The organism is Chryseobacterium sp. MYb264 (assembly GCF_035974275.1).
Taxonomy (GTDB): domain Bacteria; phylum Bacteroidota; class Bacteroidia; order Flavobacteriales; family Weeksellaceae; genus Chryseobacterium.
Map to the genome: position 1 here is coordinate 4,292,759 of NZ_CP142422.1, position 26,789 is coordinate 4,319,547.

General features: G+C 34.7%; 23 protein-coding genes. 12 read left to right on the forward strand and 11 right to left on the reverse strand.

Features of this window, described 5'->3' with window-relative positions; translation table 11 throughout:
* Positions 1–361 precede the first annotated feature (361 nt).
* Entirely contained in the window at positions 362–838 is a 477-nt protein-coding gene (locus tag VUJ46_RS18750) for a SixA phosphatase family protein (protein ID WP_326982220.1), read from the reverse strand.
* 113 nt (positions 839–951) lie between these two features.
* On the opposite strand from VUJ46_RS18750, the gene ruvX reads away from it, so the two are divergent.
* The 8 genes from ruvX to VUJ46_RS18790 all read left to right on the forward strand — a co-directional run bounded on the left by ruvX (position 952) and on the right by VUJ46_RS18790 (position 6,359).
* A complete protein-coding gene (gene ruvX, locus VUJ46_RS18755; RefSeq protein WP_326982221.1) occupies positions 952–1,368 on the forward strand; it encodes a Holliday junction resolvase RuvX in 417 nt (138 codons plus the stop codon).
* The gene (gene def, locus VUJ46_RS18760) at positions 1,365–1,937 is read left to right on the forward strand and encodes a peptide deformylase (protein WP_326982222.1); all 573 of its coding nucleotides are present in this window, start codon (positions 1,365–1,367) and stop codon (positions 1,935–1,937) included. The genes ruvX and def overlap by 4 nt, the downstream gene beginning before the upstream one ends.
* A gap of 101 nt (positions 1,938–2,038) precedes the next feature.
* On the forward strand, positions 2,039–2,599 hold the full coding sequence (locus VUJ46_RS18765) for a DUF5606 family protein (RefSeq protein WP_326982223.1): 561 nt from the start codon (positions 2,039–2,041) through the stop codon (positions 2,597–2,599).
* Positions 2,600–2,931: 332 nt separating this feature from the next.
* Positions 2,932–3,699, forward strand: coding sequence for a nucleoside triphosphate pyrophosphohydrolase (gene mazG, locus VUJ46_RS18770; protein ID WP_326982224.1), 768 nt, complete (start codon positions 2,932–2,934; stop codon positions 3,697–3,699).
* A 3-nt stretch (positions 3,700–3,702) separates the two neighbouring features.
* Positions 3,703–4,638: an FUSC family protein gene (locus tag VUJ46_RS18775; RefSeq protein WP_326982225.1), complete on the forward strand. Its 936-nt coding sequence runs from the start codon at positions 3,703–3,705 to the stop codon at positions 4,636–4,638.
* Positions 4,639–4,782 (forward strand): hypothetical protein, encoded by a 144-nt coding sequence (locus VUJ46_RS18780; protein ID WP_326982226.1) that lies wholly within the window; start codon positions 4,639–4,641, stop codon positions 4,780–4,782.
* A 2-nt stretch (positions 4,783–4,784) separates the two neighbouring features.
* A complete protein-coding gene (locus VUJ46_RS18785; protein WP_326982227.1) occupies positions 4,785–5,654 on the forward strand; it encodes a hypothetical protein in 870 nt (289 codons plus the stop codon).
* Positions 5,655–5,696: 42 nt separating this feature from the next.
* Complete coding sequence (locus VUJ46_RS18790) at positions 5,697–6,359, forward strand: hypothetical protein (protein ID WP_326982228.1); 663 nt, start codon at positions 5,697–5,699, stop codon at positions 6,357–6,359.
* Between the two features lie 7 nt (positions 6,360–6,366).
* On the opposite strand, the gene VUJ46_RS18795 is transcribed toward VUJ46_RS18790, so the two are convergent.
* Positions 6,367–7,707, reverse strand: coding sequence for an IS5 family transposase (locus tag VUJ46_RS18795; RefSeq protein WP_326981209.1), 1,341 nt, complete (start codon positions 7,705–7,707; stop codon positions 6,367–6,369).
* Between the two features lie 114 nt (positions 7,708–7,821).
* Between VUJ46_RS18795 and VUJ46_RS18800 the strand changes: the two genes are divergently transcribed.
* A complete protein-coding gene (locus VUJ46_RS18800; RefSeq protein WP_326982229.1) occupies positions 7,822–7,959 on the forward strand; it encodes a hypothetical protein in 138 nt (45 codons plus the stop codon).
* A 157-nt stretch (positions 7,960–8,116) separates the two neighbouring features.
* Positions 8,117–9,457 (forward strand): IS5 family transposase, encoded by a 1,341-nt coding sequence (locus tag VUJ46_RS18805; protein ID WP_326981209.1) that lies wholly within the window; start codon positions 8,117–8,119, stop codon positions 9,455–9,457.
* A gap of 30 nt (positions 9,458–9,487) precedes the next feature.
* Here the strand turns inward: VUJ46_RS18805 and VUJ46_RS18810 are convergent, their stop codons facing one another.
* Entirely contained in the window at positions 9,488–13,204 is a 3,717-nt protein-coding gene (locus tag VUJ46_RS18810) for a metallophosphoesterase (protein WP_326982230.1), read from the reverse strand.
* Between the two features lie 26 nt (positions 13,205–13,230).
* Between VUJ46_RS18810 and VUJ46_RS18815 the strand changes: the two genes are divergently transcribed.
* Entirely contained in the window at positions 13,231–14,403 is a 1,173-nt protein-coding gene (locus tag VUJ46_RS18815) for a Pycsar system effector family protein (RefSeq protein WP_326982231.1), read from the forward strand.
* A gap of 30 nt (positions 14,404–14,433) precedes the next feature.
* Positions 14,434–15,348, forward strand: a complete 915-nt coding sequence (locus VUJ46_RS18820) for a bestrophin family protein (RefSeq protein ID WP_326982232.1) — start codon at positions 14,434–14,436, stop codon at positions 15,346–15,348.
* Here the strand turns inward: VUJ46_RS18820 and VUJ46_RS18825 are convergent.
* The 8 genes from VUJ46_RS18825 to VUJ46_RS18860 form a co-directional block, all read right to left on the reverse strand.
* Positions 15,345–17,651, reverse strand: coding sequence for a GAF domain-containing protein (locus VUJ46_RS18825; RefSeq protein ID WP_326982233.1), 2,307 nt, complete (start codon positions 17,649–17,651; stop codon positions 15,345–15,347). The genes VUJ46_RS18820 and VUJ46_RS18825 overlap by 4 nt on opposite strands.
* Before the next feature lie 343 nt (positions 17,652–17,994).
* Positions 17,995–18,570: a hypothetical protein gene (locus VUJ46_RS18830; RefSeq protein WP_326982234.1), complete on the reverse strand. Its 576-nt coding sequence runs from the start codon at positions 18,568–18,570 to the stop codon at positions 17,995–17,997.
* Between the two features lie 224 nt (positions 18,571–18,794).
* Complete coding sequence (locus tag VUJ46_RS18835) at positions 18,795–19,184, reverse strand: hypothetical protein (protein ID WP_326982235.1); 390 nt, start codon at positions 19,182–19,184, stop codon at positions 18,795–18,797.
* Between the two features lie 20 nt (positions 19,185–19,204).
* Complete coding sequence (locus VUJ46_RS18840; protein ID WP_326982236.1) at positions 19,205–20,290, reverse strand: hypothetical protein; 1,086 nt, start codon at positions 20,288–20,290, stop codon at positions 19,205–19,207.
* Positions 20,256–22,889: a hypothetical protein gene (locus VUJ46_RS18845; RefSeq protein ID WP_326982237.1), complete on the reverse strand. Its 2,634-nt coding sequence runs from the start codon at positions 22,887–22,889 to the stop codon at positions 20,256–20,258. Before VUJ46_RS18845 ends, VUJ46_RS18840 begins: the two co-directional genes overlap by 35 nt.
* A gap of 15 nt (positions 22,890–22,904) precedes the next feature.
* Positions 22,905–23,615, reverse strand: coding sequence for a DUF4280 domain-containing protein (locus VUJ46_RS18850; protein ID WP_326982238.1), 711 nt, complete (start codon positions 23,613–23,615; stop codon positions 22,905–22,907).
* Positions 23,616–23,732: 117 nt separating this feature from the next.
* Positions 23,733–24,788, reverse strand: coding sequence for a hypothetical protein (locus tag VUJ46_RS18855; protein ID WP_326982239.1), 1,056 nt, complete (start codon positions 24,786–24,788; stop codon positions 23,733–23,735).
* Between the two features lie 614 nt (positions 24,789–25,402).
* Positions 25,403–26,788, reverse strand: a complete 1,386-nt coding sequence (locus VUJ46_RS18860; protein WP_326982240.1) for an NADH-quinone oxidoreductase subunit N — start codon at positions 26,786–26,788, stop codon at positions 25,403–25,405.
* Position 26,789: the final 1 nt, after the last annotated feature.

Below are 26,789 nucleotides of genomic sequence, written 5' to 3' on the forward strand. Positions count from 1 at the left end.
TAAAAAAGAGGGTAGATCGAGCTGAAATCAGTTTACGGTCTATTATAAAAATTAGGTATTCGGGATCATTTAAAAAAAGGAAAATACTTTATGTTTTCAGCTTCTTTTTTAGAAGGCAGATGAATTCTCTGTGTAAAGCTACATCCGCCTATTGATTCTTCTGAACTCAATGCAATAGGCTTTGCTTTTACATCACATTCTGGAGACAGGAAAAAAGGTAATTCCTTATTAAGATATCAATACATAAAACACGAGTAAAATGTGAACAGGCTTTTCAATATGGCGCCCACAGTAAAATATCTCTTTTGTCCTGTGAAAAGAGTAGTTGTAAAGGCTAAATACTAAAAGTTTCGGACTATTATTAGATTTTTCCCGGATCATAGAAGAATAGGAGCTTCTTTTTAGCCCCATCGAATTCCGACCAGGAATTGCAGTCGATCTCAAAACCGGCAACACCGCAGGTCGGGAAATGGAAAATATCTTCTGACATAGAATTGGCAAAATTGGAAATCCCGTTATTGTGGGAGAAAAATGCAACCGATTCGTGGCTGTCGTCTAAATCATAAATGACCGATTCAAAATTACTTTCTGAAGGATGATAAAGTTTTTCATCAGTCATGATATGGATATGGTAAGTCTGATTGAAAATTTTACATGTATTCAGTGCCCGAACCGCCGGGCTCGAAACAAAGGAATCAATAGAAATGTTGTTTTCTTTCATAAACCGTGACATGTGCATGGCCTCTTCTAATCCTTTGTCTGCCAATGGTCTGTCGAAGTCCTCTGTCTCTTCCGGCCAGTCGCTCTTTGCATGTCTTACGAGGATGAGTTTCTTCATATTTTCGTTTTTGGAAAATTAAAATTAGAAAAAAAATAACGGAATAAAACATGATTTATAAAAAAATCGATGTTGGGAATAAAATCATTAAAATTTACTAAATTTGCAGACTTATGGGACAGATCCTTGCAATAGACTATGGAAAGGCTCGTTGTGGCATTGCTGCGACGGATGATATGCAGATTATAGCGAGTGGTCTGGATACGTTACAAACTCCTTTATTGGTTGATTTTTTGAAAAAATATTTCAGCGAAAATAAGGTAGATGAATTTGTAATCGGCCTTCCTGTAGATTTGAGAGGAAATATTTCAGAAGTAGAAACTGACATTTTAAAGTTTATAGAAATTTTTCAAAAAGAATTTCCGACTGTAAAAGTGAATCGTCTGGATGAAAGGTTTACCTCAAAAATGGCTTCGTTTTTTATTTCTCAAAGTGGAAAAAGTAAAAAACAGAGACAGGAAAAGGGATTAATAGATAAAGTAAGTGCAACCATTATATTGCAGAATTTTTTAGAACAAAGAACAAGATGATTTTACCGATAAGAGCCTTTGGGGATTCAGTTTTAAGAAAAGTAGGGAAGGATATTGATAAAGATTATCCGGCGCTACAAGAGTTGATAGACAATATGTTTGAAACGATGTACAGTGCAAACGGTATAGGGCTGGCTGCACCGCAAATCGGGTTAGACATTCGTTTATTCGTGATAGACGTTACTCCTTTAGCAGATGATGAGGATTATGAAGATATTAAGGATGAATTGGCAGAGTTTAAAAAAGTTTTCATTAACGCAAGAATCTTAGAAGAATCTGGTGAAGAATGGAAGTTCAATGAAGGCTGTCTTTCTATTCCTGATGTGAGAGAAGACGTGAAGAGAAAGGAGACTATCGTTATTGAATATTATGATGAAAATTTTGTAAAACATACAGAAACTTTTTCCGATATTAGAGCCCGCGTAATTCAGCATGAATATGATCATATTGAAGGGGTTTTATTTACCGACCACTTAAGTGCTTTAAAAAAGAAATTGGTGAAAGGTAAATTGACGAAAATTACTCACGGGGACGTAAGCATCAGTTACAAAATGAGATTTCCAAAATAGTTTTGAATAATTAAAAAAAGAATAATAAAACGCAAAAATGCTGGTGTACTGAGCTTGACGAAGTGCATAGGCTAATTGCAGAATTTACAAAAAATAAAATTATGCTGTTAGAAAAAATAATTTCAATTTCCGGAAAACCAGGACTTTTCAAATTAGTTTCTCAATTAAGAAACGGATTTATTATTGAAGATGTTACCACTAAGAAAAAAGTAAGCATTGGAAACTCAAGCCAGGTAAGTTTGTTGGATAATATCGCGATGTTCACTTTTGATAAAGAAGTTCCTTTGTTTGAAGTTTTTGAAAATATTGCTAAAAACAATGAATACAAACAGGCTATCGCTCACAAATCCAGTGATGCTGAATTAAAAGACTTCATGTTAGCTTCACTTCCAAACTACGATACAGAAAGAGTATATGCTTCTGACATCAAAAAATTGGCACAGTGGTACAATATTCTTCAGAAAGCAGGATATATTACTCCGGACAGCTTCGTGAAAGCTGAGCCTGAAACATTAGACGGTGCACCGGCTGAAGAAGTAAGCTTAGAAACTGAAGCTCCTAAAAAAGTGGCTCCTAAAGCTGAAAAACCGGCAACCCCGAAAGTAAAAGCAACGGCAGCTCCGAAATCAGCTCCAAAAACGACGCAGTCTAAAAAAGGATAATTCTTTTTTGAACTCGAAATATCAACCTCATCAGAAATGATGAGGTTTTTTATTTGGTCATTACTAAAGGGGGAGGATTTCTGAAAAAATGCCTTTGGGAGTTACAGGAATTTTATCGAGGATGAAATAACAGGATTGCACGAATGCATCGACAAACTTAGCAGGACAATGTTGAAATTAGCGGTTACTATTAGAATTATCACACTGAACCTGTCGAAGTGTGTGGCTCCTTCGCGAATAACCAACAAAAAACATTTCATACTTTATCGATCTTTTGTTTCTGTATCAAAGAACATTAATCCCTAAATTTGTAAGACTTGAATTTTCAAATTATGAATACCAAACAGGAAAAACTGGAAGCTTTCGGAAGATTATTGGATATTATGGATGATCTGCGTGAGAAATGCCCGTGGGATCAAAAGCAAACCCTGGAATCGCTTCGTCATTTGACGTTAGAGGAAACCTATGAACTTTCGGATGCTATTTTACAAAACGATTTACAGGAGATAAAAAAAGAGTTGGGAGATGTGCTTTTACATCTTGTTTTTTATGCTAAAATTGGTTCGGAAAAGGAGAGCTTTGATATCGCAGATGTTATCAATTCATTAAACGAAAAACTGATCTTCCGTCACCCTCATATTTACGGTGATACCGAAGTAAAAGATGAAGAAGAAGTAAAGCAGAACTGGGAAAAATTAAAATTAAAAGAAGGCAATAAATCTATTTTGGGCGGAGTTCCAAAAAGTCTGCCGAGTTTGGTAAAAGCCTATAGAATTCAGGATAAAGTGAAAGGAATTGGTTTTGAATTTCACGATGCCGAAGATGCCTGGAAAAAAGTAGATGAAGAAATTCAGGAGTTTCATGCGGAAACAGATTTGGATAAAAAAGAGCAGGAATTAGGCGATGTCTTTTTCTCGTTGATTAATTATGCAAGAATTTCAGGAATTAACCCGGATTCTGCATTGGAAAGAACTAATTTAAAATTCATTTCAAGATTCCAGAAAATGGAACAGCTTGCAGCTGAGGCAGATTTTAAATTAGGTGAAATGACTTTGGAAGAAATGGATGTTTTGTGGGAAAAAGCGAAGCGTTTACAGTAAAAAATGAAAGTACACAATCCGACACAAAATAGATTGCAATATTTATTGGAATTTAAGCAGACAGAAAGAAAATGGCATTTTCCTGTTCTTGCAGCATTATGTATCGGAAGCTGTTTATTCATCGGTTATTTTTTAGGAAAACCGAATTACGGAAGCCTTTCCAGCTTGGGAGCATTAACGATTCTATATTTCACATCGGCGCCCATTACGCAAAGAATGATTCATCTGGTGACTTGTGCTTTTGGAATGGTTTTCTCGTTTACGATAAGTCTGTTTTTTGGTTTTAATGTCTACTTTTCAGCATTATCATTGGGGATAGTTGCATTTCTGGCTCATTTTATTTCATCTTATTTTAAAATTCCGCCGCCTGGAAATTTTTTCTTTATCATGGTTGCAGCAATGGCAAGTACCTTCAAATTTGATTTGGAAATGATTCCTACAAGAGTAGGACTGGTTGCAATGGGAGCCATTTTATCGTGTTCTTTTGCCTTTATCTATTCAGTTTTTGTTGAAAAAGGAAAAGTGGTAACAATTCCGAGAAGAGCATTTAGTAAAAGACGTTATACCAAATTTGTAGAAAGTACGATTATCGGGATTTTCATGGCTTTAACCTTAATTATCGGTCATGTTTTAAAGTTCAATAATACGTATTGGGTCTCTATTGCGGCCATTGCGATTATTCAGGGACGAAATTTTGAACATGTGCGACAACGAAATATGCACAGAATTTTAGGGACTTTTATTGGAATAGGTCTTGCATGGCTCATTCTGTTATTTGACCCTGAAAAGATTGTGACGATCGTTATTATCACCATTTTACAGTTTATCATTGAATTGATGGTGGTGAGAAATTATGGTTTAGCGGTGATTTTTATTACTCCTTTAACCATTCTTTTAGCAGAAACGGGAAGTGAGATTCATCATAATGTGGAACATTAGATGCACGCCAGATTGCTGGATACGATCATCGGAAGCCTGATAGGTCTGGCAGGAGGTTTTTTCCTTCACCATAAGAAGATTATTAATAACGTAGAGAAAAATATCAGATTCTCTTATTTTCAGTTTAAAAAATTAAAAAAATGAATATGTTGCGAACTCTTATCTTATCAGCATTCTTTTTGTGGAGCTGTAATCCGAAAGCTCAGGATTCGCCGAAAAATGAAGCATTACAAGTGGAATTTTCTTTACCTAAAAAGCTAAAAGAGGTTTCCGGAATCGCTTTGTCTCAGGATAAAAAAACAATTTGGGCCATAGAAGATCAGGGAAATAAAAATGTTGTTTATGGTTTGGATCTGCAGGGAAAACAAATTGCAGATGTTTTGGTGGAAAATGCAGAGAATAACGACTGGGAGGATATTATAAAAGATACTCAGGGAAATATCTATATCGGCGATTTCGGAAATAATGATAACAACCGCCAAAACCTTGCCATCTTAAAATTGGATCTGAAGGATGCTTCTCAAAAAAGTACGGAAGTTACTCAAACCACAAGATTTCATTATGAAGGTCAAACCGAATTTCCTCCAAAAAAATCGAATTGGCTGTATGATTGTGAAGCTTTCATAGAAATGGACGGAAATTTTTATCTTTTTACCAAGAACAGAAGCAAAGGTTTCGACGGAACTTTTCTTGTTTTTCAGGTTCCTAATAAAGAAGGCGATTTTGAAGCAAAATTGATTGCCCGATTGAAGCTAAAAGGTGGATACAGCGATGCCGCGATCACTTCAGCCGCGATCAACAGTACAAAAGATAAAATCGTTTTGCTTAATCATAAAAATATTCAGGTTTTAACCGGATTTACGGCTAATGATTTTTCTAAAGTAAATATCCAAAAAATCTCTTTACATCATAATTCTCAAAAGGAATCTGTTGTTTTTCTTAATGATAAAACATTGCTAATTGCTGATGAAAAGGATAAGAAAACGGGAGGGAATGTGTATAGATTTTCTTTTTAAGTATGTAAAGCTTATTTTTGCAAAAATTAAATTCATGATAATATGATAAAAAGAATAGTTTACTTTTTTTTTGCTTTAAGTATCATATCATGCAGTACATCTGATGAAGTTTTAGAAGAACAAAATAACCTACAGCAGGAAGACTTGCAGCCTGAGAAAATATTGCCTCCATATGTTTATACTAATGCCACATTTAGTACTGGAGGGTATTTTAAGTGTATATATGATAATGGCAGGCTAAGTAAAATATATGGTAAGTATGTGAAATCACAAACTATACAGTTTCCCGATACATTTAATTCAGATACATTCATTAGTTTAACTTATAATAATGATCAGGTAAAGCTAGAATATTCAGATAATTCTGATGAGTTTATTATTTACGAAACCGAAAATAATAGGCCTGTAAAATCAGAATTATATGTATATGATGAGCTGGTAACTTCCACAAAATATACTTATGAATCTGATAAAATAATGATTTATAAGGATACATACAATAAGAATAGGGAAGAGTTTATCACGTACTTCTTTGATTCAAATAAAAATTTAACTAAAAGTGAAAAATTGGAAAAATCTGGTGGTGTTGAAACTAAATTAACAGTTACTAATTATTCCAATTTTGATCATGCAAAAAATCCATTCAAAAAGTTAAGCTTGATAAATGATAATTTTTTTGAGAAAAGCTTGTCAGCAAATAATTAGTCGCTCCTTAAAAAGCTGTTTTTTGACTTTGAAAATTATATTTGCCTAAAAAGATTCGGAGAACAAGTTCGAGCCAAAGAAGAATTTGTTGTTTGATTTGATTCAATCTCATCTTCAAATTGTATCCAATCCCTGCTAATAATGCATTATTAATATCTCCAGCCACTCCTTTCAGGAAGTTTAATCCTAAGGAGTGGTTTCTTTTTAAATGAGAGATACAAGGTTCTATGGCTGCTCTTGCCCGGAATCTTAATCTGGCTACTTGTTGCCCATATTTTGTTTTTTCTTTTTTTGCGGGAAGCAAAATTGCTGTTCCTTCCACTTCTTTGATTCCTTTAAATCCTCTGTCTGTAGTGGCTTTCGTAGGTCTTGTTCCGCCAACGGATTTTCTTACCCTCTCACTCTGTGCCAATGATTCTTCAAGAGTTTTACTATCGTGAGGATTGCCAGAAAATCTCTTTACCGAGCTGATGATCCCTGTTTTCCGACCTCTTACTACTGCTACTTTTGTCCCAAACTCGTATGCTTTTCCCGATTTTCCTTTCGCAATACACGCAACTTGTGGCTCGTGAAGACTGTAAATTTTATCTTTCGTGGTACGTTCTTGGGTGAGTGCTTTAAGGTAAATTTTAAAAACGTCTTCGTAGCCTTTCAAAACATCTTTAGGAAGTTTTCTTTCCAATTCCCGAAGAACTCTTTTACCAATCGTCCTGAGCTTTTTCCTCGCCATTTTTGCCTTCTTCTGTCTTCTGGGATGATGTCCAAAAAAAGCGTCCCGCAATAATTGTTTGCTCACTCTTCTGTAGCTTTGTCTTTGTACAACGCTCTCTTTTTCTGCTATTTTTCTACAATTGTCGATTACTTTTTTTGCTAATTTGGCATCGGTAGGAAAGGTAATGTTCTTCTCCTGAACCGTCGTATCTACCTGAACTTCATCTTCTGTTTTGGCTTTGGGATGGAGAGAAACGCTTTGTCCCAAAAGAAATTCCAAACCCTTATCTCCAATTCTTTTTCTGAAGTGTACAAAATTGCTCGGATCGAAAGGCTGCTCTGTCTGGAAAAAGGTTTCTCCGGTAAAATATTGCCAATACGCATTCTCAATCCATCTCTCTATTACACTTTCATCACTTTCTTTAAACATTTCCTTGAGCAAAAGCATTCCTGCTATTTTACGGATAGCAATAGAAGGTCTTCCGTTTTCTGAAAATAATTTCTCAAACTCTGACTCCATTTTATCCCAGGAAATCTCCCCAGCTAATTTTACCACCGGATGCTCCATATTAATAAGCTCCGTAAGCCTGGTCTTGAATAAATTCTGCTGTAAATCCTCTCTTATTTTGCCTAACATTTTGCCACTTTTTATATCCTAAAAATACAATTTATTGCAATTTTTTACAACGATTTTTTACGAAATATAAGTGCATAAAAACTGATAATCAAAATATTACTTGGTTTTTAAGGAATGACTAATTATAGAAAAATAGAAGGGACCACGGAGTTGTTAAATACTCAAAATCCTTTTCCTAATGGTAATTTCAATTCAGAATGGACTTATCAGTATGATTCAAACGGACAGGTATTACTATACCATTCTTTATAAAAAAATCCGCAGAAAATTTCTGCGGATTTCTTATAATTAGTCATTCCTTAAAAACCAAGTAATATTTTGATTATCAGTTTTATGCACTTATATTTCGTAAAAAATCGTTGTAAAAAATTGCAATAAATTGTATTTTTAGGATATAAAAAGTGGCAAAATGTTAGGCAAAATAAGAGAGGATTTACAGCAGAATTTATTCAAGACCAGGCTTACGGAGCTTATTAATATGGAGCATCCGGTGGTAAAATTAGCTGGGGAGATTTCCTGGGATAAAATGGAGTCAGAGTTTGAGAAATTATTTTCAGAAAACGGAAGACCTTCTATTGCTATCCGTAAAATAGCAGGAATGCTTTTGCTCAAGGAAATGTTTAAAGAAAGTGATGAAAGTGTAATAGAGAGATGGATTGAGAATGCGTATTGGCAATATTTTACCGGAGAAACCTTTTTCCAGACAGAGCAGCCTTTCGATCCGAGCAATTTTGTACACTTCAGAAAAAGAATTGGAGATAAGGGTTTGGAATTTCTTTTGGGACAAAGCGTTTCTCTCCATCCCAAAGCCAAAACAGAAGATGAAGTTCAGGTAGATACGACGGTTCAGGAGAAGAACATTACCTTTCCTACCGATGCCAAATTAGCAAAAAAAGTAATCGACAATTGTAGAAAAATAGCAGAAAAAGAGAGCGTTGTACAAAGACAAAGCTACAGAAGAGTGAGCAAACAATTATTGCGGGACGCTTTTTTTGGACATCATCCCAGAAGACAGAAGAAGGCAAAAATGGCGAGGAAAAAGCTCAGGACGATTGGTAAAAGAGTTCTTCGGGAATTGGAAAGAAAACTTCCTAAAGATGTTTTGAAAGGCTACGAAGACGTTTTTAAAATTTACCTTAAAGCACTCACCCAAGAACGTACCACGAAAGATAAAATTTACAGTCTTCACGAGCCACAAGTTGCGTGTATTGCGAAAGGAAAATCGGGAAAAGCATACGAGTTTGGGACAAAAGTAGCAGTAGTAAGAGGTCGGAAAACAGGGATCATCAGCTCGGTAAAGAGATTTTCTGGCAATCCTCACGATAGTAAAACTCTTGAAGAATCATTGGCACAGAGTGAGAGGGTAAGAAAATCCGTTGGCGGAACAAGACCTACGAAAGCCACTACAGACAGAGGATTTAAAGGAATCAAAGAAGTGGAAGGAACAGCAATTTTGCTTCCCGCAAAAAAAGAAAAAACAAAATATGGGCAACAAGTAGCCAGATTAAGATTCCGGGCAAGAGCAGCCATAGAACCTTGTATCTCTCATTTAAAAAGAAACCACTCCTTAGGATTAAACTTCCTGAAAGGAGTGGCTGGAGATATTAATAATGCATTATTAGCAGGGATTGGATACAATTTGAAGATGAGATTGAATCAAATCAAACAACAAATTCTTCTTTGGCTCGAACTTGTTCTCCGAATCTTTTTAGGCAAATATAATTTTCAAAGTCAAAAAACAGCTTTTTAAGGAGCGACTAATTAGTCGGTTGCTTTCTTTTTAAAACGTCATTCCTAAAGCTGCCGAAATTCTTCCGCCGTCTGAGCCATAGAAATAGTTTAATCTTGCCGAGAACATTTCTACAACGCTTAGCCAAACTCCTCCACCCACAGATTGATGCCATTTTTTGGAATATTCTCCATCATTCCAGACTCTCCCGAAATCATAGCCAATCAAGATTCCCATATTGGCAGGAACAATATTATTTCTTACTCTTCCGAAATCCCAACGAATTTCCGAGTTGTTGGTCAAGTAAGACCTTCCTGAAAATCTGTCGTTTCTGAAAGCTCTCATTCCATTGTTTCCGCCAATGCTCGCGGCCTGATAAAATTCAAAATTATTATTGCTGATCCACATACCGTTGCTGGAATTCGCAAAAACGAAATTTCCTCTAGGATCAATTCTGTGATCAATGGTAAAGGTTCCCTGGAGTGCAAAAAAGTTTTTATCCAGATTGGACAGATTGGTTTTCCATTGCAGATTGGCCAAAAATTCCATACCCAAAGTCGGAAAGGCGGTATTGTCAAGATTTTTATACCCAAAAGTGTAGTTGGCACCTCCAAAATACTGATTATTGAATACCTCAGGATTTACATCTTGCGAAACATCTACAAAGCGGTTTCCTTTTCGCTGAACTTTATTATTTTCAAAATTCAGTTGAAATGTATTCTCAATATTTCCCCAGCTTTTTCTTGAAATAGACGGTGAAAAATAGATCTTCGAAATTCTGGCTCTGTTGTATTCCCGTTTTGTTTCCTGCTTGTCATACGGACTTTCGTTTGATAATCCGAAGAAGTTTTCGGAAAATCGGGGGGTACTGTAGAGTGCATCTACATTAAAGTCCCAGCCCCAGATCGCTTTCTTGAAAATTCCTTTATACGCTGCGTTGAATCCTGCGGTTGCTGTATAAAAATTAACCTTTAGCGTATGTCTTTGGGTAAAAGGGTCGCGGATAAAGTTATTGACAGTATAAGATCCCAGTAAACCTACAATCACACCATCATCGGGATTAAAATCTAAACTGGGATAGCCCGCAAAGAAGTTGTATTTCGGATGTTTATAGTTATAGGTATTAATATCATAGTCATCAGAGATGTTTTTCGTGACTCCGTGTGTGTTGTACGTGTTTTTCTGAGATTTAAAGTCGTAAATTTTAACTTTACTGCCATTGGTAACATTATAAGTGTCATGATTATACCCTCCAATCAGTCGGATGGTCATTTTAGGTTTTCCATCTCCTGAAACATCGTAAATATCATCATCTTCCAAACCGTAGATCCAAAGCTCTTTGGTTTTAGAATCATCGTATGTTTTTTCAAATACCAATTCGGGGTTCTCCTGTTTTTTATCTAATTTATATTGTTTTACATTCACCGTATTTCCTGTCTTTGTAATTACAAATTTATCCGGATGTACTGTTCCCGTTAGCGGAACTTTTTCCTGTAAAACATCAAAATATTGACTTGCATAGGTCTGTAATTTAAGTTTTCGGGCTTTTAATTTTCTCTGAATATCAGCAATTGTTTCATCTCTTACTTCTTTCGGCAGGTTGTCAAAAGCTTCATCAATATCTTGATCACTAAGATGATCCTGAATATATTTTGCCTGCTCTATCCATTCGGGTTCTGTAGAGCCTTTTAAAAAAATCAAATCCAAAGGATAAGGTTCCATCGCCAGCCATTTTACGCTTTTAATATCGTCTTTAAAGGACTTCATATGTCGAATCGCAGGAATGTTCATAATGAGCTTAAAAGCAGCACCGTCATATTTACTGAATGCCTGATCCCGGTCCCGCGGGATCGGTTTATAAATGACTTTGTCGCCATCCTGATATTCTGCCCATTTCCATTGGTCAGAATGCCTGTCCCAATCTCCGATTAACATATCAAAGATTCGGGCGCGGATGTATGATTCCTGATCGATGGAATATTTATAACTTTTATTCAGGTTTTTCAAAACATCATCTGTAGAAACAATATCTTTTGCATTGCCTAATGATGCCAGTGTTTTCGGATCTGTAGAAAAACGTTCTTCGATCATATACATTTCGTCTCCGTAATGCTCGTTATATTCTCCCAAAGCCTTTTGCTTCGGGATATAATATAATCTTGGGTTGCTGTGGAAAAGATTCACTTTATCCGCCAGATTTCCTACTGAAAAAGGCGTAAAAGGATGATTGGTTGTATAAAAATCAAGCAAGAACTTTTCAGGAAACGTATTGTTCAGTTCATTTCCGAAGGTACTTTTTTTGAAAGCGACATTGTTAAGAAAACGAACCGCGCTTTTTTTTACCCCTCGCATCACAAATTCCTGTCCGTCCTGTGCTTTTAATCTCAAACTGTTAGACTGGTTGCCACCACCTTCACGGAAAGGTGTATAACCGCCATCCAGTGTGGCAATATCAGCGGTTGGCAGATCGATGGGCATTCCGTAATATTTTCGGTAATGTTCGCCCCACAGCCAAGTGTAAAATCCTCCTTTTTCCGTTAATTTTTTAGGATAAATGGTGGATGAAACATGAGAAGGAATTGAGCTTGGAAAATCATTGATGAACTTTTTGGGCTTATCAAACACTTTTATCTGAGCTAATTTTTCGAATGTATTGTCTTTTGTAGAAAAATATTCTACATCGGCACTTTGATCTTTTCTGATATTTAAAACAGCAAAACCGCTTCCTCCGTAAGAGAAATCAGTATCTTCTGCAATCGTCGCCGGATCCGTTTGTGAGCCTGCACCGCTAATGATTTGTCTGATATTTCTTTCCTGATGATATTGCAGATTATGATCGTGTCCGGAAACAAAAATAATATGGTCTTTATCCTGAACTATACTTTTTAATCTTCCGGCAAGATCGGCGTAATGTTGATTGTTAATATCCTGTGGATTGGCTCCTGAAGCGTTTCTCAAAATATTGATCGTCGTAGCAATTGCCGGAGCCGGAATTTTACCCTTAAAAGGAAAAAGATGAGTTTTTGCAGAATTATAGCCTGCATGAGTTCCGCTGCTGATAATCGGATGATGAAGGGCTACGATAATTTTTTTATCCTGATTTTTATTAATTAAATCTTTAAATTCAGTGAAAAGATCTTCGCGGGTCTTGATGTCGCAGTTTTTATTGATTCCCGGATATTTGTCCCAATTGGCGAGTGCCCATTCGGTATCAATAACGATTAATTTAATATCTTTTGTTAAGTTGATATCATCAATTCCGCATGAATTTTTGGGAAGAAAAGCCTTTTTATCATTAAAATAATTTTTAACGAAATCTTCCTGAGCCTTTAAACCGTTCAACCCTTGATACCAGTCGTGATTTCCGGGAATGACAACTGTTTTACCTTTGAAATTTTTAGTAATATCGAGCTGATTTTCCAGTTTTTGCTTTGCCAATGCATACTCTTTGCTGGATTCTTTGGGCATTCCGCCGGGATAGATATTATCTCCCAAAAAGATCAGCATAGAATTTTTATCGGCAGAATCCAGCTTCGAGCGCAAAAAATTCAGGGTATTCTGAGCTTGGGGCTCGTCCGAATTACCGGCATCACCGATAAGGAAAATTTTAAAGTCATTTTCAGATGGGATATCAAATTTTTCTACTTCAGATAAGTTTTTACCCTTTTTTACGTTATAGGTTGCGCAGGAATACAGAACTCCGGCAGACAATACTACTCTAAGGACAATAGAAGTATTTTTTAGATGAGTTTTAAAGGATAAATTCATAAATTTACATTAACAAAAAATCGGCCATGAGCATTTTACAAAAAGCCAAAGATTACGTTGAAATCTTATTCAAAGATAAGTTATCTTCTGTATATTTTTATCATAATTTTATCCATACTACGTATACGGTTAACAAAGCGGAGGAAATTATGAAAAACACACCGGTCTCTACAGAAGATCAGGAAAAAGTGTTGTTAGCGCTTTGGTTTCACGACACGGGATATATCGAATGTGCGCTTAATCATGAGGAAAAAGGCGTGGAGATCATGAAAAATTTTCTACAGAAGGAAAATTATCCTGAACAAAAGATTGAGGAGATCCAAAAACTCATTTTGGCGACTAAAATTACCTATGAACCTCAGAACTTATTGGAACAAATTGTAAAAGATGCCGACTGCAGTCATTTCGCAAGTCATGATTATAACGATATTTCTGATGCGCTGAGAAAAGAGTGGGAGCTTACCAATGTAAAATGTTTCTCGAATGATGAATGGAACGCAGGGAATCTTGAAATGCTGAAAAACAAGCATCAATATTATACGGAATACGCGAAGGCCAACTGGCAACCGCTGAAAGAGAAAAATATTAAGAAAATTGAGAAAAAACTAGAAAAAGAAGAAGATAAAAAGGAAAGTTCGGGAAGTAAAAAGGAGAAGGAAAAAGAAGTGAAACCGGATAGGAGTGTGGATACCCTATTCAGGGTAACTTTGAATAACCATACCAGACTGAGTGATATTGCAGACAGCAAAGCGAATATTTTACTTTCTGTAAATGCCATTATCATATCGGTTTGTCTTTCTGTTTTAGTTCCTAAATTAGATGCTCCGAAAAATTCTCACCTGGTTATTCCGAGTTTTATTTTGTTATTGTCCAGTGTTTTAACAATTATTTTTGCCATTTTATCCACAAAACCGAATGTGACAAAAACAAAATTCACGAATGAGGATGTTCAGAACAGAAAAGTAAATCTTCTCTTCTTCGGAAATTTTCATCAGATGTTGTTTGATGATTATCATAATGCAATGAAAGATCTGATCAAGGATCGCGATTATATTTATGATTCTATGGTGAAAGATCTTTATTTTTTAGGGAAAGTTTTAGACAGAAAATACAAGCTCTTATCCACCACCTATAAGATTTTTATGGCAGGAATCATCATTTCTGTGTTGTCTTTCGGGTATGCGTTTTTGAGTCTTTAGTGGTGGAAATTTAATTTAAACAAAAGAAAAATGATTGTCAGACAGCGTGCCAATTGGCTGAGAATGTTATTTATATGGAGAGGTTCTGTGTTGAAGAAAATTATCGTTCAGCTTTCCGTGATTTTGCTGTTCTCTCTTTTTATTTATTTTTTTAAAGGAAGAATTTTTGATTATAAAGTTCATCTTAATCCTACTATTTTCACGTTAATAGGATTGGCTTTAGCTATTTTCATGGGCTTTTGCAATTCCGCGAGCTACGACCGGTTTTGGGAGGGACGAAAATTGTGGGGATTACTGGTAATAGAAACCCGATCTTTGACCCGGCAGATTTTATCTTTTGTTCCACATGTTTCCAAAGAAGAGAAACAACAAATTATAAAACTGATCTCCGCATTTTGTTGGGCTTTGAATTATCAATTAAGAGATAAATCGGATACGGGAAATTTGTCCCAATTGCTTTCTTCAGAGCAGATGGAGCAGATAAATGGGAAGAAATTTATCCCCAGTATTATTTTAGGTTTTATTGCCGATTGGCTTCAGGAACAACATCGAAAAGGGAATATCGATACGATTATTTTAACTCAAATGGATGATGAGCTGAATCAGTTTTCCAATATTTCCGGAGGTTGCGAAAGAATTTATAATACACCCTTGCCTTTTGCATACAGTGTTTTGCTGCACCGTACCGTTTATTTGTATTGTTTCTGGTTACCTTTCGGGCTGGTGGATACTTTGGGTTGGATGATGCCGCTGATTGTTTTGTTGATAAGCTATACTTTTATTGCGCTGGACGCTATTATTCAGGAGATTGGCGAACCTTTTGGAGAAGAGGAAAATGATTTAGCTTTGAACAGTATTTGCAGAACCATCGAGTTTTCTATTTTTGAACAGGCAGACATTCCGCAAGGTGAATTGAAAAAGCCAGATTCTTATTTTGTGGATTAAATATGAGTTAAGGAAACCCTCAATGCTAATAATCCTGTAATCCCCTGCAAATCTTCAACTCTTAAAAACTCAATATCACTCTGAAGAATTCCTTTTTTCTGCAGTTTGGTGATGTATTCCAGATATTCCTTTTGGTTTTCCATTCCGAAATAAACGATGGTAATTTTTCCGGGACAGGTAATTCTTTCGTCAGAATCTTTCACATGCGCTTTATCCAGACGTTTTTTAATAATCTCGTAATAAGAATTATAAGCACCGTCAATATCAAAACGTTTTTCATCCATTCGGAAACGGATATCTACCTTTTCATTATAAACAAAAATCAGTGAAGCGATATCTAAAGGAATCGAAAGATCCTGTTTGAAATTCTGAAATTCCCGTTCCATATTGCAAATGGTTTTCAGCTGCCAATATCTCAGCTTATGAACAACTTTTGAAGAATATTGGAGATCGGGAGCGATATTCTGTCCGATAAACAAATTATGCTCAACACCATCAGATTTAAAACGCTCATAATAATGTGGGAAAATCTGCTGTGCTTTTACCTGACTTTCATCCAGCATGTCTGCTAATTTTCTGTTAACAAGTGTTATAGACTCGTCCAGGCTTCTTCTGTGGTTATAGAATAAATGATTCTGACTGAAAATTTTAGAAAAATATTCTTTGATTTTTTCCTTTGCATTTTCAGAGCTTTTTACTTCAAGCTTACCTTGTAGATAAGGATGAATTTCGTCTCTCAGCAATCTTTGTAAGCGTTGTTCCGTGTCTGCCTTAATTTCATTATTCAGTTCGTTTTCAAAAATATCCAAAGCCAGTAAATATTTCTCAGAATCTGAATTAATGATTGAAAAAATATCGTGAAGGCAATCAATTTGCTCATTAAGATCTTCCAACATTAGATTAAAACGTTTTTCTGAAGAAGAGCGAATATCTGAAAAGCTGAAAAGCGGCGTGAGATTTTTAAAAGAAATCTGTTTAAGGGTGTATATTTTTTTTGCTAAAAATGCGTTGAAATACTTTTCGGCTTCACTTCTGAATTTCCAGACAACACTGTCGTGAATTGTGGTATATTCGCGCTGAATAATGGCTTCAATCTGATTGTTACGCTCGAAACTGAATCTTGAGAGTGAGAAAAGAATCATATCAACAAAAAATTCCAGTTTTTTGAGTTTTAAACCATTTAAGCTGTTAGGCTGAGGTGAAGTAAATTCCATGATCGCCAGCAATTCGTTATCTTTCATAATCGGAATCACCATAAAACTGTTGATATTGTTATCTTTTAAAATATTAAAAGATGGCATTTTTTTGATATGGGAATCTAAGTTATCAACATTTGAAACTACAATTGGTTTTGAATTATAGCTGAAATTTTCAAAGGCAGTTTTCCGAACCTCTTCATCAAAAGTATTGATCCAGAAATCGAGAATATGATTGGTGAATACATTTTCGTAGATCGGAACTTTATCAAGTCTTTTTTCCTTTTTATTGAAAAGCATTAATCCAAAATTCAGCTCGGAAATATCGAAGTAAGATTTGAAAATTTCGGTTAAATTTTCATCGGGAATCAGATTTTCAGGATCAATTTTAATCATACTGGATTTCAGATCCGATAACGCTACTTCAGAAGTACAGTCAACCAGCGAAATAATAGAAAACCCGCTCAAAACCCATGATTTTGTGGGGAAATATTTTTTCCATAACTTGATATCGTCAAGATTTTCCAACAGCATATTGATGGTATCTTCATCCGGAATTTTCACTCCGTCTGTAGGATAAACTTCACTAAAATCTGAGTTTACCGTAATTTTATAATGCTTCATAATTCCCTGTTGATTGGGAATGTCATAATAGAATGGGATAGAGGCTTTTATATCGCGCTTAAAATACGTTTGCACGATCAGACAGCAGCAGAAAACGTAGAATTCATCATCGTTGATGTTTCGTAATTCGATTTCAAAATCCTGTCCGGCATCTTTCAGAATATTTTTAAACCTTTCGGTATAATTAAATGTAATATTGGAGAGCGGAATACTTGCGGCCTTTATTTCATTGTTGGTAAGTCCGGTCGGAAAAAGATCAGCCAAAAGCAGTTTGATGAGGTCTTCGTATTTGTCGATTAAACTTAAATCCTGAAATCCATCTCTCAGTTCCTGAAAATTTTTGGTTTTATCGATTAGCGATTCAGCGTAATTGACACGATACTCCAGTCTGTCGTTATAGCGGATATGCTCCAGCACGTCCAAATATTTTTTGAACGAAATGTAAACCTGAAATGGAGAGTCTTTTTTGTGCAGATTTGCCAAAGCTGAAATTTCAAGTAAAGTTATGAAAAAAGCGGGATTTGGAAGTTGTGTATTTTTATTATTCTTCTAAATGTTCGAATAGATTGTTATCAGATTTTATTTAATTCCCAAATTCAACATCAGAAAAATCAGGCTTTGGAAGATTTTTATTCTTTGTAGAGAAAAGTGAATTATTTTTGATTTGTTTTAATGAAGAATATCTATTTTGTAATATTTAAAGCTCTTTCCATTGTCTGAGGTTACTTTAATCAGTATGTTGTTTTTCCTAGCCCAAACAAGTTGATGAATATTAAACTGATCAGACATAAAACTTCGTGATTCTTTAAAATAATCTTTACTTGCATTACTTTCTAAAACTCCTATTTTCATCATAAACCTGATTATAAAAGTAGGTGATATGGCTGTTGTCGGGAGATATAAAAATTTGATCAATTCTATCATCGCCTGGTGACAGAATCTTGGAAATTTTACCACTGGCTTTATTGATCAGCTCAAAATCGCTAAATCCTAATCCTTCGCTTACGGTGTTAGAAGCAACTGCATACATATTTAGGGAAGGATAAAATCCTAAATATTCGTACCGGTTTTCGCCTTCTTTGCGATTCATTGCATTGTCACTTTCCTTTTTAAATTGTAAAATTTTATGATTTGTTTCCAAATAGAAATTATCACCATTCATCTTTGGTTTCTTGTTTATGATTGAATGATTGGGCTTATCATATTTTTTAAACTCTAATTCGGTTATTTCTTTTAATTTTAATGGAGGATTCAGATCATATTTATCTTGAAAGCCAAAAGATTGAAACTGCTGATTTTCAAAATTTACGATTTCTTTACGGTTAGATTCTGTACTTATTTTCTTTGTTTTTTGGCAATAAACCAAAATGAATAGGATAGGGATTATGAATATTTTTTTCATCATTTATTTTTTAGCATTTCTAGTTCTTTAAGGGTAAATAAGAATTGCTATCTATGAAAAATGAGCTCTTTTTCCCATTGTCATCAATAGTAACAATCTCTATATTTCCTGTTATAATACCGTTTTTATAATTTTTTATGCAATAGTTGGTATGTGTATTACTGAGAGTTTCTTTCCAAACACCTTCTTTCAAATGATTTTTTATTATACCAAGCAATCCGTTTTCATTTACTTTTCTCAAGTTTTAGCCATTTGTTACTCTCAAATCTTCCTGATTTTATATAATAAAATTTTTTAATCCTTTTTACATATATTGTATTTATAATACTATCACTTGAACATATGCCTTCTCCTATATATTTCAATATTAATATTTTGTTTTTATTTTCCTTTAATGAGTATTCTCCCTCGCAATAAGCTTCTTGAGAATTCTTTGTATCTAGCCTTAAGAATACTTTATCAGTATCAAAATAAAAATCAAATTTCATATTAATTATATTCTCAGTTCCAATTTCTTCTACTTTTGTTGTAATGGTGTAATTACCATTAGGAAAATTTTGAGCATAACTATTAAAAAATAATATAAATGCAAAAACAGAAATGGTTTTTCTCATTAGGTTCATTTACTTGCATTTCAATTATTACACTTGACCAATTTAACAGTCTGTGGACTATCCGTCCTATTAAATTGAGAAATAACATTTATTCTTTTTTTGCTTTTAGTATCATAAATGCCATACCATATCAGATCAATTCCTCCTTTGTTTTTTACAATTTTACCTATACTTTCATTTTTTGAAATGTTAGTTTCATCTATTTCATTTTCAGATGCAAGTGGAGGTGACATGTCTTGAGCTGAATATTTTATATAGTAGGTGTCCGCTTCCTTACCTTTTTCTAAGTTGAATTCTATAAAAATTGCTGGAGGTGCTACAGCTATAATTCCATCTAAGTTTTTTTTATTTTGAAAAATTTCTAAACCGCTATTTGGTGTTGCACAATCAATTTGCCAAGAGCCTATTATAGAATTATCGGTATTTTCACCAGCAATAAGAGCAATATCTTTTTTCTTAATATCAGAACTGATTAATGAGGGGTTAAAATCTCGGTCAGTAAACAAATATTCTTTATTATTTTTATCTAAATAGCTAATGTTCAAATTTTTATTTTTTTTATTGGCTTGATAAATATGTGTTTTGTTAGCAAAATTTGATAGATTGGTAGGCAGCTCAATGTCTTTAACAAATTGTAGTTTTTCTGAATTAAATTGATATACAAAATACGAAGTATACTCTTCTGTAAAACTTGGTAAAAGTAAGATGCCTTCAGCGTCTGAGCTATTATAAAGTACATGAATATCCTTTTCAGCAAATTCATAGGAACTGTCGTAGAAAAAATTGATATTAAGTGGTTGCCAATCGCTGACAGTTTTATTTTTTAAACTATACTGAATATAAGCCCGTTCTTCTATATACTTAATTTTAAATTCAAAATCTTGAAATTTTATATTAAGACTTTTTACAGGCTCTTCGCTATAATTACTTGTTATATCTAATGTTTTTATTTCATTATAGATCGTTTTATTATCCTTTAAATAAGTTGATTGTATATTTTCATTTGAAGTTTTTTTACAAGAATAAAAAATATTTAGAACGAATAGTACTAAAATCAATTTAAAAGAGAGGTTAATTTTTTCCATTAAATTCATTAATTTTTCCATTTTTAGCTGTTTTTATTTGGATATTGATTTCTTCTGAACTTTGATCATCAAACGATTTATAATTTATATAGTAACCAGGATTACATCTTCTTTTTTGTGAATCTCTAATTTCAAAATGCACATGTGGTGCACATGTTCCACCGCTTTGAACACCCGACGTCCCACTTAGAGCTACTGGCTTAGATATATCTTCAATTATATCTCCTTTTTTTACAAGTACTTTCCTTAGATGTCCATAAAATAGATAAATATCACCATCTTCATTATACCCAGAGTCTTGTTTACTTTCTTTTTGAGGATATTTTAATTCATAATTACGTTTATGTTCTAAAAAAGTTTTTTTATCAAGTATTTTTAAAGTTAGGGATATTCCGTAACCTGCTGTTGCTGGATATATAATATTAGTAACTTCAGCTTTAACACATGCATATACTGATGAGCCTGGTATTGCAAATAAATCTAATCCTTTATGTGGTCTTGTACCATTTCTAGCGTTAAGACCAAATAATCCCCAGTGTTTTCCCGCATAGTTTACAATACCGTTTGTTTGGCTTTGGGTGAAGATAGTACATATTGGATTGTTTACAGGATCATGCCATTTTCCATTACTAACTTCATCTATTTTGGGTTTAATAGGTTCTTCATCACAGCAATAATATTCAAACTCTTTTAAAAAACCTTTTTTTAAATGTAAATCACTTTTACCATCAAGTTCCTCTTTTAAAAATTTTTCATAGTTTAATTTACAAGCTTGTTTTGTTTCGCTGGGTTGTCCGTAAGGAGCGTCTGGTAGGCTTGCCCAACACAAACTGGATATTAATAATGCTTTATCCCAATTATCATCAATTATTAGTTTTATAATATCTCCATAAGCATCATTGAATTTTTGACGACTCGGTATTGGTTTTCCGTTTTTATCATGAAAAAATTTATTAGATCTTTTTTGTACATAATTATGTTTTAGTATAATTATACATAATTTATCCTGCGATTCTTGATTAAAGCTAGTAATACTATATTTTTTGATGTAATTTAATTTTTCAGAGTAATGCCATTTTTTATTTTGATCCATATAATATCCTTGAAATCCTTTATATGTATCTTCCATAATTTGATATGCTCCTGCTGCTGTTGATGAATATCCGTTAGCAACTATAGTTATTTTAGGGTGGGAGCTCATATCTTTATTATAAGGAGGCTTAGTAAAATTTTTCTTACTAAATAATCTGGTATAACCCACTTCTCCAGATGCTCCTTCTCCGACTCGCAACATTCTTATAAATGCTCTCACTTTAGCTTCACATTCACAAACTTTATTATCTTCTTGTTTTTTCTGCTCTTGCTTTTTCACCCCAACCGTACTCGGTTTGGTTTCTATTTTTGTTCTTAGGGCATCATCTCTTAAATTTAAAACAGAAGAATTAACGGTTTCCGATGTATATCTAATTTCTATATAATACTGCTGATCAAATAGATCGCCACCTGCTTCATACATCTTCTCATCAATCTTAATTTGATGAAGCGAAACATCACTACTTATGGTTACATATTTTTCGTATACGGGATCATCAAAAGCGGCATCATCTTCAAAAAGCGTAAGTTTTATCGTTTTTCCTTTCATGCCCTGAGATCGGATTTTTGCATAAAAGGGAACATTTAATTGTAAATCTTTGAGCGGTTGCTGACCAAGCGTCACAAAATGGGCACTCAGAATTTTCCCTTTCGGATCAGCAGCTTTTGTTTTTGCTCTTTCTGTTACGGGTGTTTTGAAGGCATCTTTTTTAGGCTTTTCAGGAGCCGGAACAGGTCGCTTATGAGGTTCTTTAGGTTTGGGAGGAAATTTTTCCGGATACTTTTGTTCGATAGCTCGTTGAATAGGATTATCGTAATTGGGGTTTAGGATATTCACATTCTTACTTTCACCAACCATTTTTCCGTAATAATCTACTGTAACATAGTATTCATGATTTTTCCCTTCATTTTTATCACCTTTTGCCACCTGCATATCTGCAATTCTTGCCGCCTGAGTATACAGAGGAAGATTAAATGCGACTTCGGCCTCACCGTCTTTTACCGTTTGACGAAGAGGAATCATGTTAATTTTATTAATTTCATTGATCTTATCGTGCCCGCTTCCCGCCGCATCATCTTCCCAAAGAGTGAAAAATACAGTTTCACCTTCCATTTCATTGCAATAGGCTCTTGCAATGATGGTGTCCATATAATTTAAGGATTTTGTAATCTTCTGATAGTTTCTGTCCAAAAGGTCAATTTTGGTTACTTTAGGTTTTCCTGCTCTTTTTGTCTTAACCTGAAGTTCACCATAATCGTTCCCTCTTGTGACCACTATTTTAATCCCTTCTCTAACCAGACTTTTTTGGTTAAAATTATACGTGACCGTATCACCTGTCTTTGTATTCTGTCCTGTTTTGCGCCATCTGCTTTTTTCCAGCACATAAATTTCCCAATGAACCGGTGTAATTGAGATAGGGGAGGTTGGGTGAGAAATGGTATTACCAAAATCAACCGGAGAAATACTGTAGATGATCTCTTTTCCTATTTCTGGATTTGTTTCCCCTGATATTTTTAAATCTGCCATTGTACCTGTCGTATTTTATGAATAAAAATTGTCGCCATCCAACTGCTCATTAAACCTTCTCAAATCCACCATCGGATTGATATACTGATGTACTTTTGCATCCGCATTTTTAAAATTTTGCTTGCTGAGCTCCTCCCGTTGTCCGTGATCTTTAATTTTTATTTTTCCGCCAATGGAGCACTGGAGCTCGGAAATTTCTGTTAATAAAGCATTTCCTAATACTTTTACATCCGTATATACTTTCTGCCATTTTCCGGCAGGCGCAAAAGTACAGGGCTGATTATTTTTTAATGAACAGTTCCCAAAAGGAGCTGCTGGGGGATTAAACTGGAGATCATTTTCAGTGACGGCTAAGTAATCAGGAGCGTGACCTTCATTATTCAAATAATGTTTTTGATGACTGCTCACTTTAAATTGTGGAAACTGAGTTCCCTTATCACATATCGCTTTTCCTTTTTGGATCACGAAAAGTTTACCGTCATGTTCGCCTGCTTCTTTCTCCTTGGTTTCTTTTTTTTCCTGTTTTTCCTTTTCTTGCTGGTCGTTTTCAGGTTCCTTTTCAGGTTCGGGTTCAGAACTTTCAGTATCGATAGAGTTTTCCTGCTCCAGTTTCTTCTTCTTTTCCAATTCTTCCATTCTGCGAGCATAATTCTCACTGATTTCTTTGGCTTCGTGTTCTTCCGGAACGGTAAGGATCATGCCTTTTTGTACTTTGTATGTTTTCATCTATTATTTTTTTGTGTCGTTGGTCGTTGGTTTCTTGCTGTTAGTTGTTAGTTCTTGGTTGCTGGATGCTGGTTTAATTTGTTGAAATCAAGCCTTTCAGCGATTAACTATAATATATTATTCCCGCTGAATTTTAATTTTGGTGGTTTTCTTTACACCAAAGAAGTAAGAATCAATAGCGATATCTGCCCTCTGGAGTGTTTTATAATTTTTGTCCAAATAATAAGTCGCATTGAGCTGAGATTCCAGGAATTCACTTTCATCATGTTCATCATGGCTGTAGTTCAAATGATTAATAAGTTCCTGTTGACTTCGCGGATCGATGCATTGTCCATTTTGGCGGATCTCTATTTCCTCAGAAGAAGTGATGAGGTATTCATTTTTGTATAAATTGCGGTAGATCGAAAACATTTCCCCGGTTTCTGCTTTGCCTTCCCTGAATATTTTATAATAAGGTGCCAGCATAAACTGTAAAGTGAGATCATACCGATACGTTGCGGTAAGTTCGTCCTCATCTTCTATGGTCTCATTTACTTCATTAATATATGTCAGAGAATAGAGATCATCATATTTTTTGAGTAAATCGTGGCGGATCTCTTTCCAGTCACGACGGATTTCCCGATAATTGGATATGCCTGTAATTTTTCCGTTGCAGTCAATTGTGAGCTCGGCAGGAGAAAGACAAGAAGAACATTTTAATGCTAATTTGTATAATTTGCTGTTCGGTTTTTCTCCGTTTAGGGTAAGTATTTTTTTGTAATATCTGAAGTGATACTGCTCGTCAGTTTTAGAAAGATAAATCAGATAGTTTTTATAAGTCGTTTCGGCAGTTAGCACGTCATTGGAAAAATCTTCAATAATAATATGGTATAAACATCCACCACGCGAAAAGTCCGGATACAAAGTATTGTTTTCAAGCAAATGCCGAATATGGACCTGCCTTTCTTCTCTTTTTTGATTTCGCATTGCGATGATATTTTCTACATCATCTTTACCGGGAATAAAAATTTCCTGTCTATGTCTTAAAGTATGTCCTAAATCACGGGAGTCTTTTGATGCGTGCTTATAATGAAAATATTTCAGCATTTCAATATCAGGAATGTCATAAAGGGCGGCAATATCTTCCAGCGTTTCCCCTTTTGTAACCGTATGGGTCTTCAAAAAGAAACTCATAATGTCTCAAGTCTATCGTGAAACATTATTTCTATGTAGGAAAATGCCCGGTGGAAAGGGCAGAAAACAGAATCATTCTGAAAATCAGCTTTTTTCATTATCGTGTGTTTTATATTTCAAATGTAAAAAATAAAAATCAGATAATGAGTATTTTGGAATAAAAAGTTCAGGTAGGAATTATTTTATGAAAAAAGAAAAGGAAAAAGGTAAAGGTTAAAAGAGCCAAGTGGATCGCACTAAGATGAGGTTTCCAAGTATGGGTTTTGGTTTGCTTTCAAAGATAAACTTAAAATATATAAGGTATTATTCTACAAGAGAAAATAAAATTTGTTTCCCTGTCCTAAAAGGTACAAGCTTCATTTTCTTACTTATTTTGTTTATAAGATCAACTACTGGAATCTTCAAAAGGAAAGGACAAATTCTGTGTAAAATATATTCAAATGACACTCTTTAGAGATTGGGAAATCATTTACTCTATAAAGAGATTGAAATGGTATAAAAACCATCGAAGGCAAAGAATATAATATCAAAATATAACTCAACCCTAAGTTTTCAACCAACAAAAAAGCACAACATGAATGCTGTGCTTTTGATTTTTATCTTAAAGATTGATTTTACAATCCGAAAACTCCCGCGAATAAATCAGGAGCAACTCCTAAAACAATTACTGATGCGATGATGCAAACAGCAACGATATTATAAGTCAACGTTACTTTTTCTGAAGATTTGAATGTGCTTTCTTTGAAGAAGAACATAGAAATGATCAGTCTTAAATAGTAAGCAATAGAAAGGGCAGAACCCAAAACTGCTACGATTACTAAGAATACTCCATGATTAGAATTCATTGCCTGAGAGAATAAAGCAAATTTCCCCATGAAACCAGCCGTTAACGGAATTCCAGCCATTGAAAGCATTGAAATTGCCGCTACTGTTGCTAATAAAGGTTCTGTTTTTGCCAATCCTTTGAAAGCTCCGAAAGAAGTTTCTCTTTTTAGTTTTTCAACATAGATCAGACACATGAAAACACCTACTGTTGATAAAGCGTACGCAAATAAATAGAACGCCAGATTGTAAGTAGAAAGGCTTGTCATTCCGAAGAATACCAACCCAATGTATCCCGCGTGAGAAACTGAAGAATAAGCCAACATTCTTTTTGCATTCGTCTGAGCAAGACCCATAACGTTTGCCAAAAGCAATGTGATAATTAAAAATACTCCGAAAACATTGATCCATTCTTCTGTAACACCTCCGAATCCGATGGTCATTAATCTGAATAGAGCGAAAAATCCTGAGATCTTCACTACACTTGCCATGAAAGCCGTAATCAATGAAGGGGCTCCGAAATACACATCAGGGCTCCACATGTGGAAAGGCGCTAATGCTACTTTGAATGCCAATGCACAAAGAATTAATAAAACTCCTAAGATGAACATGACATTGTGAGGATTTGATACTCCGAAATCCTGGATTTTATATAAATCAAAACTTCCTACACTTCCGTAGATAAACGCGATACCGAACAGTAAGAAACCTGTTGCGAAGGCACCCATCAGGAAATATTTTATGGAAGCTTCGTTTGATCTTAAATCAGTTTTATTAGCTCCCGCCATTACATATAAAGGAATAGAAAGAATCTCAACTCCTAAGAATAGCGTTACCATGTTTTGGTATCCGAAAAGGATAATTCCGCCACACAATGCGAAAAGCATCAATGCATATAATTCTGACTGGTGACTTCTGTGGTTGCTGAAAGCAAAACCTCCCAGAAAGAATAACAATAATGTGGTTACGATTGATATTTTTGTGAATAACGCGGTATTTGCGGTATAGTCGTACATGTGTTTGTACTGTCCGAAGAAAGCACATTCCGGCATGAAACTTACCCATAATGCGATGATTAATCCCAAAATCCCAATGTATCTTGCGAATTTCCCTTGTTCAAAAACTCCTGAAAATAACGCAACAACTGCCGTTAGGAAAACAATAATTAAAACACTCATT

Excerpts from the sequence above, each read along its gene's own strand:
- VUJ46_RS18750 (WP_326982220.1), bottom strand. The coding sequence starts at position 838 with ATGAAGAAACTCATCCTCGTAAGACATGCAAAGAGCGACTGGCCGGAA.
- ruvX (WP_326982221.1), top strand. The coding sequence starts at position 952 with ATGGGACAGATCCTTGCAATAGACTATGGAAAGGCTCGTTGTGGCATT.
- def (WP_326982222.1), top strand. The coding sequence starts at position 1,365 with ATGATTTTACCGATAAGAGCCTTTGGGGATTCAGTTTTAAGAAAAGTA.
- VUJ46_RS18765 (WP_326982223.1), top strand. The coding sequence starts at position 2,039 with ATGCTGTTAGAAAAAATAATTTCAATTTCCGGAAAACCAGGACTTTTC.
- mazG (WP_326982224.1), top strand. The coding sequence starts at position 2,932 with ATGAATACCAAACAGGAAAAACTGGAAGCTTTCGGAAGATTATTGGAT.
- VUJ46_RS18775 (WP_326982225.1), top strand. The coding sequence starts at position 3,703 with ATGAAAGTACACAATCCGACACAAAATAGATTGCAATATTTATTGGAA.
- VUJ46_RS18780 (WP_326982226.1), top strand. The coding sequence starts at position 4,639 with ATGCACGCCAGATTGCTGGATACGATCATCGGAAGCCTGATAGGTCTG.
- VUJ46_RS18785 (WP_326982227.1), top strand. The coding sequence starts at position 4,785 with ATGTTGCGAACTCTTATCTTATCAGCATTCTTTTTGTGGAGCTGTAAT.
- VUJ46_RS18790 (WP_326982228.1), top strand. The coding sequence starts at position 5,697 with ATGATAAAAAGAATAGTTTACTTTTTTTTTGCTTTAAGTATCATATCA.
- VUJ46_RS18795 (WP_326981209.1), bottom strand. The coding sequence starts at position 7,707 with ATGTTAGGCAAAATAAGAGAGGATTTACAGCAGAATTTATTCAAGACC.
- VUJ46_RS18800 (WP_326982229.1), top strand. The coding sequence starts at position 7,822 with ATGACTAATTATAGAAAAATAGAAGGGACCACGGAGTTGTTAAATACT.
- VUJ46_RS18805 (WP_326981209.1), top strand. The coding sequence starts at position 8,117 with ATGTTAGGCAAAATAAGAGAGGATTTACAGCAGAATTTATTCAAGACC.
- VUJ46_RS18810 (WP_326982230.1), bottom strand. The coding sequence starts at position 13,204 with ATGAATTTATCCTTTAAAACTCATCTAAAAAATACTTCTATTGTCCTT.
- VUJ46_RS18815 (WP_326982231.1), top strand. The coding sequence starts at position 13,231 with ATGAGCATTTTACAAAAAGCCAAAGATTACGTTGAAATCTTATTCAAA.
- VUJ46_RS18820 (WP_326982232.1), top strand. The coding sequence starts at position 14,434 with ATGATTGTCAGACAGCGTGCCAATTGGCTGAGAATGTTATTTATATGG.
- VUJ46_RS18830 (WP_326982234.1), bottom strand. The coding sequence starts at position 18,570 with ATGAAAAAAATATTCATAATCCCTATCCTATTCATTTTGGTTTATTGC.
- VUJ46_RS18835 (WP_326982235.1), bottom strand. The coding sequence starts at position 19,184 with ATGAGAAAAACCATTTCTGTTTTTGCATTTATATTATTTTTTAATAGT.
- VUJ46_RS18840 (WP_326982236.1), bottom strand. The coding sequence starts at position 20,290 with ATGGAAAAATTAATGAATTTAATGGAAAAAATTAACCTCTCTTTTAAA.
- VUJ46_RS18845 (WP_326982237.1), bottom strand. The coding sequence starts at position 22,889 with ATGGCAGATTTAAAAATATCAGGGGAAACAAATCCAGAAATAGGAAAA.
- VUJ46_RS18850 (WP_326982238.1), bottom strand. The coding sequence starts at position 23,615 with ATGAAAACATACAAAGTACAAAAAGGCATGATCCTTACCGTTCCGGAA.
- VUJ46_RS18855 (WP_326982239.1), bottom strand. The coding sequence starts at position 24,788 with ATGAGTTTCTTTTTGAAGACCCATACGGTTACAAAAGGGGAAACGCTG.
- VUJ46_RS18860 (WP_326982240.1), bottom strand. The coding sequence starts at position 26,788 with ATGAGTGTTTTAATTATTGTTTTCCTAACGGCAGTTGTTGCGTTATTT.